Below are 12338 nucleotides of genomic sequence, written 5' to 3' on the forward strand. Positions count from 1 at the left end.
CAAAAGGCTCCATTCCCGCTATTAGCGAGGGTGGAGCCTTTTGAATGGATGGCTGATTTAGAACCCTCTGTACTGCGGCTCTTCATTCTCCAGTTGCTGAATGCGGCTCTCTACCTGCTGCACGATCTGCTGAGTCTGCTGTGCAGCGTTGGTGAACAGATTCTTGGCATCCTGATTCTGAGTGGACAGCGCGAACGACTCCAGGCTGGCCTGGGCGCTCTTGAGCGAGGACATGCAGGTTTTGACTTGGGAAGCTACGGTCACGTCGAATACCCTCCTGTTGAATATGAATTTGGAACTGCCCTGCTAATATGAGCCGCCTCGTTCTCAATTATTCGGATTATTGATTGGATTCCATATTATTACATTTCAGATAATGGATTCAGGCGCCGGATATTTCGGAGAGGGTTCAGAGATACTAAAACCTGCTGATCCGATTTTGACAACAAGGAGGAGACCGAGATGCCGACCTGGCTTGAAGTAATTCTACGGACTTTAGTCGCCATTGTGGTGCTGTTTCTGCTGACCAAGCTGCTGGGGAAACGTCAGATCTCGCAGCTTTCTTTTTTTGAATACATTACAGGGATTACGATCGGGAGCATCGCCGCTACGCTTTCGCTTGAAACAGACCAGAATTGGTATTTGGGGTTCTTAGCTTTGCTTGTCTGGTGCACCGTATCCTTTATCATCGAGTTCGTCCAGCTAAAGAGCAAGAAAGCGAGAGATTTTCTGGATTTCAAGGCTACGGTCCTTATCAAGGACGGTCAGATCCAGGAGGCGAATTTGAAGAAGGAGCGCCTTACCTCGGATGAGCTGCTGGTGCAGCTTCGTTCCAAGAATGTCTTTAAGATTGCGGATGTGGAGTTCGCTATTCTGGAGCCCAACGGAGAAATCAACGTGCTGGTGAAGCGCGAGAATCAGCCGCTTACGCCGAAATCGCTCGGAGTCAAGGTTGCACCTGAAATGGTGGCCCAAGCGGTTATTATGGACGGCAAACTCATTCCCGAAGGACTCGATTCGATCAAGAAGACACCTGAATGGCTGATGAATGAGCTGGAGAAGCTGGAGCTGAACGTGCACGATGTATTCCTGGGACAGGTCGATGCGTACGGTGAGCTGACCGTTGATTTATATGCCGACAAGGCGCAGATTCAGCAGCCTCAGCAGAAGCCCGAACTGTACGCCCTGCTCAAGAAATGCGAAGCCGATCTGGAAATGTTCGGTCTCTCCACGACGAATGAGGATGCCAAGAAGCTGTATGAACAATGCTCGGTCGAGCTTCAAAAGGTCATTCAGGAGCTCAAACCGCTGCTGTGCACATAAGCGAGGCGGCTGAACCGCCAGTAGAGAGCGCTGGATGAACAAGATGAAACGTACGAAATATGTGAAATAGCTACAGCAGCATCCGCAGAACCATTGCGCAGACGATGCCGGTGATTACCGCAGCAAGCAAGCTTCGGGTTTTGGCGGCCACCCAAAATGCGGGCAGCGCCGCCCAGAGCCCGGTGTTCCGGGACAAGGGAATCAGGCTTCCATCTTTGACGAGCAGTTCCTGGGCGACAAGCGCCGCCATAATCGAAACCGGCACATAATGAAGCCAGCGCATGCCCCAGTCGGGAATTCTGAAGCGGCTCAATACCATAAGCGGCAGAACACGGGGAATGAATGTGACCGCCGCAGCCCCCACAATGACCATCAATACATAGCTTCTTACTTCCATCGTTCCACCACCATTCCGAAGGTTGAAGCGGCGAGCGTAGCCGCAATGACGCCTACGCTCGGCGAAGCGATCAAGGACACACCGACAGCGATGACAGCGGCAGCCAATCCTACTGCAATATCGCGGCGAAGGCTCTTTCTGCTCAATATGGTCAGCACCAGCAGACCGACAAACATAGCGGGCAGCGCGAAATCCAGACCGAACCGCTCAGGATCGGAAATCCATTGACCTAGAAAAGCGCCAGCCAAATTGGCCGCGATCCAGTTCAGATAAGCGGTAAGATTCAGACCGTGCATCCATTTCTCACTGATCCGCTTGCGGGAAGCAGCTTCGTTAATCGCCACTCCGAAGGTTTCATCCGTCAGCAGGCTCCCGATCAGCATATTGCGGAAGGGCGAAAGATGGCGGAAGTATGGAGACAGCGCCGCGCTGAGCAGCAGATGCCGCAAATTCACGAAAAAAATGGTAACGATGATGCTCAGTGCGGAGCTGTTCAGAGCCATCATGCCCGCAGCAATGAACTGTGCCGATCCGGCATATAACACGGCGGATAACAGCGCGATCTCCGCAATGCTGAGTCCTGCTGTCTTCTCGACGACGCCTGCCGCAAACCCGATGCTCAAGTACCCAAGCAGCGTAGGTAGGCAGTCCTTGACTCCTCTAAGGAAGCTCTCCTGACCGGCCTGCTCCCCGGGCGTGTCCATCCCGGCTGTCTGCATATTCATTATGTATTCCAATGCCTCCTATCCGATCATTCACGGGGATGCCCCTTGTTTACTTCTGATTATCTTATCATGTCTAATAAAAAAGGGGCTACCGATTCGGACCTGAAAACGCGAAATATTCAAAATATACTTGACTGACCATTCTTAAACGAGTACAGTGAGATCAGAGAGGAGGAGAGGCAGTGGCCAGACCCAGAGAGTTCGACGAGGCGGCAGCATTGGATAAGGCGATGGAGCTGTTCTGGACCAAGGGCTATGATAAGACATCGGTACAGGATTTATGCCAGCACACCGGCGTTCATCGCGGCAGTCTGTATGATACGTTCGGAGACAAGAATGAGTTGTTTCTGTCTGCGCTTGACCGGTTCAGACACAACATATCCGGAAGGCTGTTCGGCGTGCTGGAGGAGCCAGGAGAGCCGCGTGAGAAGCTCATCCTATTCTTCGAGAAAGTGATCGACAGCTCAATGGATCAAAGCCTGGGGCGGAGAGGCTGCTTCATTGCCAACACGGCGGTTGAATCGGCGGTCACCGATGCCAGAATAGCCGGACGCGTCGAAGCTGCTCTCAACGATATGGAGGAGAGATTCTACACGTTTCTGCTGCGGGCACGGGAAGCGGGACAGCTAAAGGGGAGACGGAATTTAAGGGAGCTGGCGCGCTTTCTGGTGGGTGTGAAGCAGGGGCTTCACATTATGGCCAAGACGGCGCTCGACCGGAAGACGCTGGCAGATGTCTATTTGGTGGCCTTGACGGCTGTTTTTTGAAGCTGGAGGCCATATTTTTAAACCAATTTAAGAATGATCGTTCTTAATTAAAAGGAGGAGATTTAGAATGAATCGCAAAATCGCATTGGTAACGGGAGCTAATCGGGGGATCGGATTTGAAATTTCAAGACTGCTGGGCAGAGCCGGAGTTACTGTCCTCATGGCGGCGCGGACCATTGAAGCTGCGGAGAACGCGGCAAAGCGTGCTGCTGAAGAAGTGGAGATCGATGCAATCGGCGTGAAGCTGGAGGTGACGAATCCGGAGGATGTCGCAGCCTTGGCGGAATGGATTGATACCCGCTATGGCCGGCTCGATATTTTGGTGAATAACGCAGGCATTTTGAAGCATACGGCTGGAGGAGATGCGGAGGCATTTCGCCAAACGCTTGAAGTGAATACGGTTGCGCCTTACCAATTGACAGAAGCTCTGCTTCCGCTGATTCTTCGGAGCGATTCCGGCCGAATTGTGAATCAGAGCAGCGCGATCGGCTCTCTGGAGCTGATGCATAGCGACGCGACCGTCCGCAGAATCGGTGATCCGGGCTATGCAGCATCCAAGGCGGCGCTTAACATGCTGACATCTTATTGGGCACAGAAGCTGGAGGGAACCACAGTCAAGGTCAACTCGGCGCATCCCGGTCTGGTTAAGACCGACATGACAGGGGATAGCGGACAGATTTCGGCGGAAGAAGGCGCCGGGACGGCGGTGAAGCTTGCACTGCTGGGACCTGACGGTCCAAGCGGACGCTTTTATTACAAAGATCAGGAGTTGCCATGGTAAAGATTAGCGTTCTTCTATAAGAAAGGAGAAACCGATTTTGGGATAGGAGTGAAGGGATGCGTACGACAGACAGAACGCCCCGCTGGTATTATGGCTGGACAGTAGTCGCAATTGTTTTTCTGGTACTTCTCGTATCTGCGGGGATCAGCTCCGTACCGAGCGTGCTGATGCTCCAGTTTGAACGTGAGTTCGGATGGAGCCGCTCTGCAGTATCTGGCGCATTATCCATCCGCATTTTTCTATATGGACTCATGGGGCCTTTCTCTGCGGCGCTAATGGCCCGCTTCGGTATCAGGCGGATCATGCTGCTTACACTTAGTTTGCTGGCTGGAAGCCTTGCCCTGACTCCATGGATGAGCGAGCTATGGCAATTCTTCGCACTCTGGGGTGTTATTATTGGCCTTGCCACCGGAGCGCTTGCCAACGTACTCGGCGTTACGGTTGCGGGACGCTGGTTCGTGAAACACCGGGGACTGGTCGTTGGAATATTGACAGCGAGCGCAGCGACTGGCCAGCTGCTCTTTCTGCCGCTGCTTGCCGAGATATCGGTCTCATGGGGCTGGCGCTACTCCATCTACACGACGATTGCCGTATTGCTGGTTTTGATCCCTTTCGTTGCAGTTTTTATGAAGGATCACCCATACGATGTCAATCTTCCTGCGCTTGGAGAGAATGTCCCGACACCGCCGCCGGTGTTCACGGGCCGTATTGTTACCGCGCCGCTGCTGGCGCTTAAGGATGCAGTGAAGAGCGGCACCTTCTGGCTTCTGGCCGGCACTTTCTTCTTCTGCGGTTTCTCGACGAACGGACTGATCGGGACGCATCTGATACCTGCCTGTAGCGACTATAATATTGCGGTTGTCACCGCCTCCGGATTACTGGCCCTGATGGGGATGTTCGATTTGATTGGCACCACGCTATCCGGCTGGTTATCCGACCGGTTCGACAGCCGCTGGCTGCTGTGCTGGTATTATGGTCTTCGCGGTTTGTCCCTGGTCTTTCTCCCGCAGGCCTTAAGCGGCGGATATACAATGATGCTGGTCTTCGCCGTCTTCTACGGCCTGGACTTGATTGCAACCGTGCCTCCGACCGTGAAGCTGGCAGCGGATCATTTTGGCCGGGAGAAGTCAGGGATGGTGTTCGGCTGGATTCTCGTTGCCCATCAGCTTGGTGCATCATCGGCCGCTTATGGAGCAGGCGTAATGAGACAGTGGCTCGGCAGCTATTCAGTTCCGTTCGTTATAGCGGGTCTGCTGTGTCTGTTTGCATCCCTTCTCGCCATCAGAGTGTCCAACTTTCGCAAAACCGCAGCTGCAGCTAACAGTTGATTTCTCTAACGTTTATCTTCCTGGCGAAACTTGTCGTGTGATGTTGTTAACTGTCATCTCCAAGATGTTCAGCCATAATAAAGAACATATGCAGTTAATATATGGAAAAGGGAAGCGATACGGGATGATAGCGTGGAGAGAATCCTATGAAATCGGTGTAGAAGAAATCGACTGTCAGCACCGCCAGCTTCTTGTGAAGCTGAACGAATTTTTCGACGCCTGCTCGAATCAGCAAGGGCGTGAGAAGATTGAAGAGACGCTTAAGTTTCTTAAAGATTATACAATTGAGCATTTCGGCAGCGAAGAAGGCTTGATGAACGGGATTCATTTTCCGGAGCTTGCGGATCACCAGAAGGAGCATGCGGAGTTTGTGAAGACCGTTCTGGAGCTGGAAGAGCAGGTCAAGGCCAAAGGCGTATCTGTACTGACCACGATCAAGCTGAACCGTACGCTGACTGACTGGCTTTTGAACCATATCAACAAATGCGACAGACTGATCGGGGAATACATGGCTCAGCGCAAGCTGCAAGCCTAACCGGGACGGGAATTACCTTACTTGAGAAGCGGCGGCCAAGGGCTGCCGCTTTTTGCTGTGCTTGCAAATTTTATGAGAGGCGGGGCGTAATCTCTGGGGAAGAATGACAGAGATTTGACCGCAGGAAGTTGTCTCGTGTTTAATGAAAGAAACATGAAGCTACAGGAGAGAGGACAGATCGAGTATGGAATACGCAATGTTCGCGGGCGGATGTTTCTGGTGCATGGTGACCCCGTTTGAGGAACTGCCCGGAATTCAAGGGATTGTCTCCGGCTATGCGGGCGGCTGGAAGGAGAATCCGGCTTACGAAGAGGTCAAGAGCGGTACAACCGGGCATTATGAAGTGGTCCAAATAACTTTTGACCCGGAAGTGTTCCCTTATGGGAAGCTGCCGAAGCATCCAGAGAGGCGGTTGCGGCCAGCGAAAGATTTGAAGGTCCGGTTGTAACGAAGATTATGCCTGCGCCTGTTTTTTATCCGGCCGAGGAATACCATCAGGATTACCACAAGAAGAACCCGAAGCATTACAAGGAGGACCGCGCCCAATCGGGGCGGGATGAATTTATCGCGAAATATTGGTAAGAGCGGCTTGGATAGCTCAATCCAAACAAAAGGAGATATTCGCATGAAAGTGGCAAGAGTGATTCTGACTGCGCTCGCCGGGGTTCTGGTGCTGGGACTGGTGAACTTCTATATCGGTTATCACCTGTGGCTGCTGCTGAAGGCCTGGTTCCCGGGGACTCGGGGCGCAATATATTGGCCGCTGTTCTGGGTCGCGGCTTTGTCCTATTTGATCTGCCGGCTGCCTTGGCCTCACGCGCTGAAGCCTGCGGCCCGCCTGCTGAAGGTCATCGGCTCCTATTATTTGGCCTTAATGGAATTTGCCGTGATTCTTCTTCCGCTTGCAGATCTGCTGTACGGAATTCTCACCTGGTCTGGCAACCGTCCGCACTTGTATGTGCTCGAAGCGGGGACTGTCGTCGCGGTATTGCTGCTTGTTCTGATGATCTGGGGCTCGCGCAACGCCTGGAGTACGGTGCTCCGGCTGCATGAGCTGTCCGTGGCTAAACCGCTTGGCGGGCAGGAGAAGCTGACTATCGCCGTTGCCTCCGATTTGCATCTCGGCAATATTGTCGGCAACCGCCATCTGAAGAAAATGGTGGACCGGATGAACGCCATGAAGCCAGACATTATTCTGCTTGCGGGCGATGTGCTGGATGACAGCATCGAACCGTTCGTACGCAACCGGATGAGCGAGCAGCTTGCACGGCTATCGGCGAAGCACGGCGTGTTCGCGGTGCTGGGCAATCATGAATATTACGGCGGAGATATCGGGCAGTACACGGAAATTATGCAGAGCATCGGCATCCGTGTTCTGCAGGATGAAGTTGCGGAAGCAGCCGGGGTATACATCGTGGGACGCAAGGACAAGACAGCCGAAAGCATGGAGCCCGGCGGACGCATGAGCGTGGCAGACCTGCTGGAAGATCTGGATTTGACCCGGCCGGTAATCATGATGGATCATCAGCCTACGGGCTTCGCCGCTGCCGCTGAAGCGGGGGTCGATGTGCTTCTGTCGGGACATACCCACCGGGGACAGATTGCGCCCAATCATTGGATAACGAAGCGGCTGTTCGAGCTGGACTGGGGCTATTTAAACAAAAATAACCTGCATGTGATCGTGTCCTCCGGATATGGCACATGGGGACCGCCGATCCGGCTTGCCAGCCGGTCGGAAATCATCAGCCTTTCGCTGACACCTTCCGGTTGAGTGGACAAGGCTCATGTATATTCTGTCTCTTCTTCCGCACACTATACGGGACAACCTGGTGAAGGAGAGTGCTTGAATCACATGAGCCCAGACAAGAATCTGATCAACACGGTAAAAGATCTGGAGCAGGAAGCGCCGACCGCGCATGAAGCCAATCAGATGATGCAGGAGAAAAGCGACCGGCGGAAAGAAATGCTGCGCCGGGACAAAGGCTACAAAGCAAATGAACAAAGCTCTTACGAATAACCTGATGGTTATTCGCTAGGGAGCGAACCCGATGAGACACCGGAATTCCGGTGTCTTTTTGATGTGTCCGGCCAGGCACTCCTAGCACATGTTGGTCATAACACCGCTGCACCGTCAAACAGGCAGTCTGCTTTTCCCATTGACTAAAATGAACATAAAGTATATATATAATATATACAATATAAACGAGAAGGCCCGGAAGAGGTGAAGGATGAACATTCTATTGTCCAATTCATCGGGAGAACCGATATATGCGCAAATTGTCAGCCAGGTCAGACAGATGATTCTCCAGGGCGAGCTGGCGCCGGGTACGGCGCTTCCTTCAATCCGGCAATTGGCCAAGGATTTGCAGATCAGCGTAATTACGACCAAACGGGCATATGAGGAGCTTGAACGCGAAGGTCTGGTTGATTCGCTGGTAGGCAAAGGGTCTTTTGTCTCGGGGATGAATCAGCAGTACATCAGGGAGCAGCGCTACCGGCTGCTTGAGGAGAAGATGAGAGAAGTGCTGCGGGACAGCAGGCTCCTGGGAATGGGCTTGCCGGAGACCATCGAAATCTTGAAGACGCTTGATGAGGAGGCAGAGTAATGAGTCATGTTGTGGAGGTCCAGGACGTATGCAAATCCTTCGGCAGGTTTAGCTTGAAGGATGTAAATTTCGGTGTGAACAGGGGGTTCATTACAGGGCTGATCGGTCCCAATGGGGCAGGAAAGAGCACGATAATCAAAATGATGATGGACATGGTTCGCCCCGACAAGGGCAGCATCCAGCTGCTTGGGGGCCATCCGTCAGAGGAACCCTCGATCAAGGATAGAGTCGGGTATGTGTCGGACGAGAATATATATTACGAGCATCTGACAATCGGTCGGATGAAGACGATTCTGGCCCCTTTTTATAAACATTGGGATGAGGAAGCCTTCCGGAAGTATCTGGAGATGTTCGAGCTGTCGCCCAAAGCCAAGATCAAGAACCTCTCCAAGGGAATGAAAATGAAGTTTTCACTTGCGGTCGCCTTATCGCATCATGCTGATCTGCTGATTATGGACGAGCCAACGGCCGGTCTTGATCCGGTCTTTCGAAGAGAGCTGCTGGACCTCTTGAGCGAGCAGATTCTCGATGACAGCAAGTCGATTCTGTTCTCGACCCACATTACGACCGATCTTGATAAAATTGCGGATTACATCGTTTTTCTGAACGCCGGCCAGGTTGTCTTCAGCGACAGCAAGGAGGGAGTGCTGGACCGGTACGTGATGATCAAAGGCGGGCGGGAGCTGCTGGACCGCGATGTGCGCAAGCTTTTTGTCGGCGTGAGAGAGAGCTCTGTCGGGTTCGAAGCCCTGTGCAAGGACCGCAGCGCCGCGAAGCAGGTGTTTCAGGAGGATGCCCTGCTGGAGACACCGACTCTTGAAGACATTATGTATTTCACTTCCAAGGGAGGAAAAAGCGCGTGAGCAACATCGTTTCCCTGATCCGCAAGGACATCTTGCTGTCGGTCAACTATCTGCTCTTCGTAGCGGCGTACCTGGTGTTCCTGTCGTACACGACGATGAGCAATGATCTGTTCAGTGTGAGTCTGTTCGTGACTATGCCTTCCATCCTGCTCCTGGTTAATTCCTGTATGATGGATGTGAGGAACATGAATCAACAGTTCGCGCTCAGTCTTCCGGTGCGGCGCAGCCAGATCGTAACCGCAAAGTATGTGTCGATCCTTCCCTATCTTCTGTTCGGACTGGGCTGCATGTTTCTTTCCTACTTCATCCTGGAATTGGCCGGGCGCCCTCAGAGTATCAATTGGCATGATATCGGCTTCACGATTTTGCTCGTTCCGGCATCAGGCGCAATCTACCTTCCGATCTACTACTGGCTTGGGCCGAAGGGACAGCAGATTATCAATACCGTCTTCTTCATGATCATCTTCTTCGGTTCGATGAATCTTCGCCATTTAATGGAGAGCATGCCGTGGCTGGATGATTTTATCTCCCGGGTATCTGGCTTCAGTCTCATCGAAAGCATGGCGGCTGGGTTTCTCTATTTGGTGTTTATCCTCGCTTCCTACTTCGTATCTCTGCGCATCTATTCTGCGAGGGATTTGTAGGGGGTCATCAATGGCAGCCGCCGGTGTGATGGAGGCGGTACAGAAATTGCGGCGCTTCGGGTGACAACCGGGGGGCCGCTTTGTGGTTCGGTTAAACCAATCCCCTTTTTCACCGATAAAAAGAGAGAGGATGCGACATAAGAAGGAGGAGCGCCGATATTGAAATACATAAGTGTGAAATCCATATGCGGATGTTTAATCTCGGGCATAATGATCTTAATGCTTGTGCTGCCCGGTTCGGCGGCAGTGGAGCCGGAGGACGCTCCTCCGGCGGGAGTTCCTGGTCCTCCGGTGGCAACCAGGGCGCGGAGGTTCAAGCGGCGGTGGAGCTGGGCGCTCATCAGGCTCCTCCGGTGGAGGCAAAGCCAGCGGTGGCGGCGGTGTTGGCCGGCATCGTTAATTAACCCAGGGAAGCCAAGCGTATATGGGGGTTGCCGTTCCGGCCGTTTCGTTGCACAATAGAAACCGTAAACTATGATTACGGCAAGTCGGAAAGGATAATTGGAAGTGGACAGAATAGTGAAGACCTTGACGATCGCTGGCAGCGACTCCAGCGGCGGTGCAGGCATCCAGGCAGATTTGAAAACTTTTCAAGAATACGGAACCTATGGATTCAGCGCGCTGACGACCATTGTCACGATGGACCCGGACAACGGCTGGCATCATCATGTATATCCCGTCAGCCCGGAGCTGGTCGCCGAGCAATTGAAGACGGTATTCGCCGGAGGTCCGGTGGACGCATTGAAGACAGGCATGCTGGGCAGCGCCGAGATCGTCCGCGTCGCGGAACAGGCGATCAAGAAGAACGGGCAGGGAAATGTAGTCATTGATCCGGTTATGGTGTGCAAGGGCGAGGACGAAGTGCTGAATCCTGAAAGCGCGGATGCGATCCGCGATCTGCTCGTCCCGTTGGCAACTGTTGTTACGCCGAACCTGTTCGAAGCCGGTGTGCTGTCCGGCAAGGGTAGACTGTCGAACCTGGACGATATGAAAGAAGCGGCGGCTCTCATCAAGGAGCTCGGCGCCCAAGCTGTCGTAATCAAAGGCGGCAAGGCGCTGGGCGGTGACAAAGCAATTGATCTGTACTATGACGGTACGGATTATGCCGTACTGGAGACGGACAAGCTTGAACCGGCACATAATCACGGCGCAGGCTGCACATTCGCCGCTGCGATTACAGCGGGGCTGGCGAACGGCATGAGCGCAAAGGATGCGGTAGTCAAGGCAAAAGACTTCGTTACTGCAGCCATCTCATCCGGGTTCTCGTTCAACGCCTATGTCGGACCCGTCTTTCATGGCGGCTACCGTCTTAACCGCTAATTTGTAAACTCCTCAACAATAAGCAACGCGAAGAGCGGGTCTCCCGATAGGAGGCCCGCTTTTTTGCGCTGCATATGTAAGACGATGAATGTTAGAGATGGAATGTATCCGTCTAAACCGGCAGCGTCGGTCTCTTCCGGTTGATCCGGTACTGCTCCGGGGTCGTTCCGACGAACTTGACGAAATAGCGGTAGAATTGGCTGGTTGAAGCGAAGCCGAGGCCGGCGCTGATTGCAGAAATGGTCGCCTCGGTCGATTCAAGCTCGTACTTAGCCCGGTTCATGCGCAGCCGGAGGATGTAATGATAGGGTGTGACACCTGTAATGGCTTTGAAGGAACGGATAAAGTGATATCGGCTCTGGAGAGCGACGGAAGACAGCTCCTCAATACTGATGTGAGAAGTAAAAGTGTCATGGATATATTCAAATACACGGTTCATATAAGGTTCATCAGTATGCGGCAGCTCGGGCGCATAAGCTTTCGATTTGTCGGAGCAGGTCTCCCGTTTGAGAATGCGTCCTAAATATTGGTTCCTGCAGCCGCAAGTTCTCCCACAGCGAGCTGCGCTGCTTCAGCCGAAGCTGCTGCTCGTGCTGCTGACAGGTGCGCTGGGCTGCAGCAGTCTTTTTGCCGTATTCACCTATATCACGCCGCTGCTTGAAGATATTACGGGCTTCTCTGAGAGCGCAGTAGCCTGGATTCTGGTTCTGTTCGGCGTAGGGGTAACAACCGGCAACATTGTCGGAGGCAAGCTGGCAGACTGGAAGCTTATGCCTTCGCTGCTGGTGAATTTCGCCTTCCTGGCTCTTATTTTGGCCGTGTTCGCTTATACGGTGCATGTTCCGGCGCTTGCGTCTACATCCAATCATTCTGCGCTAAATCTTGGCAACGCCTTCGGGGCATTCATTGGGGGAGCTATCATTACCAATGTCGGTTTATCTTATTTGCCGTGGTTCGGTGCGCTGTTTTCTTTCCTGGGATTGCTTCTGGCGGGCGCCGTATATATGTGGGACATTAAGGATGGAAAACGGGTGACAAACCGTTAGTAA

At 53.0% G+C, this 12338-nt stretch carries 16 protein-coding genes and 2 pseudogenes; 14 read left to right on the forward strand and 4 right to left on the reverse strand.

The features are described 5' to 3' along the window. Window positions 1-57: 57 nt before the first annotated feature. The gene (locus PSTEL_RS12970) at window positions 58-264 is read right to left on the reverse strand and encodes a DUF1657 domain-containing protein (protein WP_038695868.1); all 207 of its coding nucleotides are present in this window, start codon (window positions 262-264) and stop codon (window positions 58-60) included. Between the two features lie 198 nt (window positions 265-462). Here PSTEL_RS12970 and PSTEL_RS12975 point away from each other — a divergent pair, with 198 nt between their 5' ends. After that, complete coding sequence (locus tag PSTEL_RS12975; protein ID WP_038695869.1) at window positions 463-1323, forward strand: DUF421 domain-containing protein; 861 nt, start codon at window positions 463-465, stop codon at window positions 1321-1323. Window positions 1324-1393: 70 nt separating this feature from the next. On the opposite strand, the gene PSTEL_RS12980 is transcribed toward PSTEL_RS12975, so the two are convergent. Both PSTEL_RS12980 and PSTEL_RS12985 read right to left on the reverse strand, forming a co-directional pair. Then, window positions 1394-1720 (reverse strand): AzlD domain-containing protein, encoded by a 327-nt coding sequence (locus tag PSTEL_RS12980; RefSeq protein ID WP_038695871.1) that lies wholly within the window; start codon window positions 1718-1720, stop codon window positions 1394-1396. After that, a complete protein-coding gene (locus tag PSTEL_RS12985; protein ID WP_156996045.1) occupies window positions 1711-2439 on the reverse strand; it encodes an AzlC family ABC transporter permease in 729 nt (242 codons plus the stop codon). Before PSTEL_RS12985 ends, PSTEL_RS12980 begins: the two co-directional genes overlap by 10 nt. Before the next feature lie 188 nt (window positions 2440-2627). Between PSTEL_RS12985 and PSTEL_RS12990 the strand changes: the two genes are divergently transcribed. The 12 genes and pseudogenes from PSTEL_RS12990 to thiD all read left to right on the forward strand — a co-directional run bounded on the left by PSTEL_RS12990 (window position 2628) and on the right by thiD (window position 11289). Then, on the forward strand, window positions 2628-3212 hold the full coding sequence (locus PSTEL_RS12990; protein WP_038695875.1) for a TetR/AcrR family transcriptional regulator: 585 nt from the start codon (window positions 2628-2630) through the stop codon (window positions 3210-3212). A gap of 67 nt (window positions 3213-3279) precedes the next feature. Next, window positions 3280-3993: an SDR family NAD(P)-dependent oxidoreductase gene (locus PSTEL_RS12995; protein WP_038695877.1), complete on the forward strand. Its 714-nt coding sequence runs from the start codon at window positions 3280-3282 to the stop codon at window positions 3991-3993. Between the two features lie 56 nt (window positions 3994-4049). Beyond that, the gene (locus tag PSTEL_RS13000) at window positions 4050-5321 is read left to right on the forward strand and encodes an MFS transporter (RefSeq protein ID WP_038695879.1); all 1272 of its coding nucleotides are present in this window, start codon (window positions 4050-4052) and stop codon (window positions 5319-5321) included. A gap of 124 nt (window positions 5322-5445) precedes the next feature. Continuing rightward, window positions 5446-5856: a bacteriohemerythrin gene (locus tag PSTEL_RS13005; protein WP_052098426.1), complete on the forward strand. Its 411-nt coding sequence runs from the start codon at window positions 5446-5448 to the stop codon at window positions 5854-5856. 184 nt (window positions 5857-6040) lie between these two features. Next, window positions 6041-6438 (forward strand): annotated as a pseudogene (locus PSTEL_RS13010) (peptide-methionine (S)-S-oxide reductase). A 43-nt stretch (window positions 6439-6481) separates the two neighbouring features. Then, window positions 6482-7627 carry a metallophosphoesterase gene (locus PSTEL_RS13015; protein WP_038695881.1) on the forward strand — a complete coding sequence of 382 codons (1146 nt, stop codon included), beginning with the start codon at window positions 6482-6484 and terminating at the stop codon, window positions 7625-7627. Between the two features lie 81 nt (window positions 7628-7708). Beyond that, window positions 7709-7873: a hypothetical protein gene (locus PSTEL_RS27950; protein ID WP_169744511.1), complete on the forward strand. Its 165-nt coding sequence runs from the start codon at window positions 7709-7711 to the stop codon at window positions 7871-7873. A gap of 211 nt (window positions 7874-8084) precedes the next feature. Continuing rightward, the gene (locus PSTEL_RS13020; RefSeq protein WP_038695883.1) at window positions 8085-8462 is read left to right on the forward strand and encodes a GntR family transcriptional regulator; all 378 of its coding nucleotides are present in this window, start codon (window positions 8085-8087) and stop codon (window positions 8460-8462) included. Continuing rightward, window positions 8462-9325, forward strand: a complete 864-nt coding sequence (locus PSTEL_RS13025) for an ABC transporter ATP-binding protein (RefSeq protein ID WP_038695885.1) — start codon at window positions 8462-8464, stop codon at window positions 9323-9325. The genes PSTEL_RS13020 and PSTEL_RS13025 overlap by 1 nt, the downstream gene beginning before the upstream one ends. Then, window positions 9322-9969, forward strand: coding sequence for an ABC-2 transporter permease (locus PSTEL_RS13030; RefSeq protein ID WP_038695887.1), 648 nt, complete (start codon window positions 9322-9324; stop codon window positions 9967-9969). The genes PSTEL_RS13025 and PSTEL_RS13030 overlap by 4 nt, the downstream gene beginning before the upstream one ends. A gap of 185 nt (window positions 9970-10154) precedes the next feature. After that, window positions 10155-10373, forward strand: coding sequence for a hypothetical protein (locus PSTEL_RS13035; protein ID WP_038695889.1), 219 nt, complete (start codon window positions 10155-10157; stop codon window positions 10371-10373). 103 nt (window positions 10374-10476) lie between these two features. Continuing rightward, a complete protein-coding gene (gene thiD / locus PSTEL_RS13040; RefSeq protein WP_038695891.1) occupies window positions 10477-11289 on the forward strand; it encodes a bifunctional hydroxymethylpyrimidine kinase/phosphomethylpyrimidine kinase in 813 nt (270 codons plus the stop codon). 112 nt (window positions 11290-11401) lie between these two features. Here thiD and PSTEL_RS13045 read toward each other — a convergent pair whose 3' ends face one another. Next, entirely contained in the window at window positions 11402-11728 is a 327-nt protein-coding gene (locus PSTEL_RS13045) for a helix-turn-helix domain-containing protein (RefSeq protein ID WP_052098428.1), read from the reverse strand. 97 nt (window positions 11729-11825) lie between these two features. On the opposite strand from PSTEL_RS13045, the pseudogene PSTEL_RS13050 reads away from it, so the two are divergent. Next, window positions 11826-12335, forward strand: a pseudogene (locus PSTEL_RS13050) (MFS transporter); the annotation flags it as partial. Window positions 12336-12338 lie beyond the last annotated feature (3 nt).

The organism is Paenibacillus stellifer, assembly GCF_000758685.1.
GTDB lineage: Bacteria > Bacillota > Bacilli > Paenibacillales > Paenibacillaceae > Paenibacillus_AQ > Paenibacillus_AQ stellifer.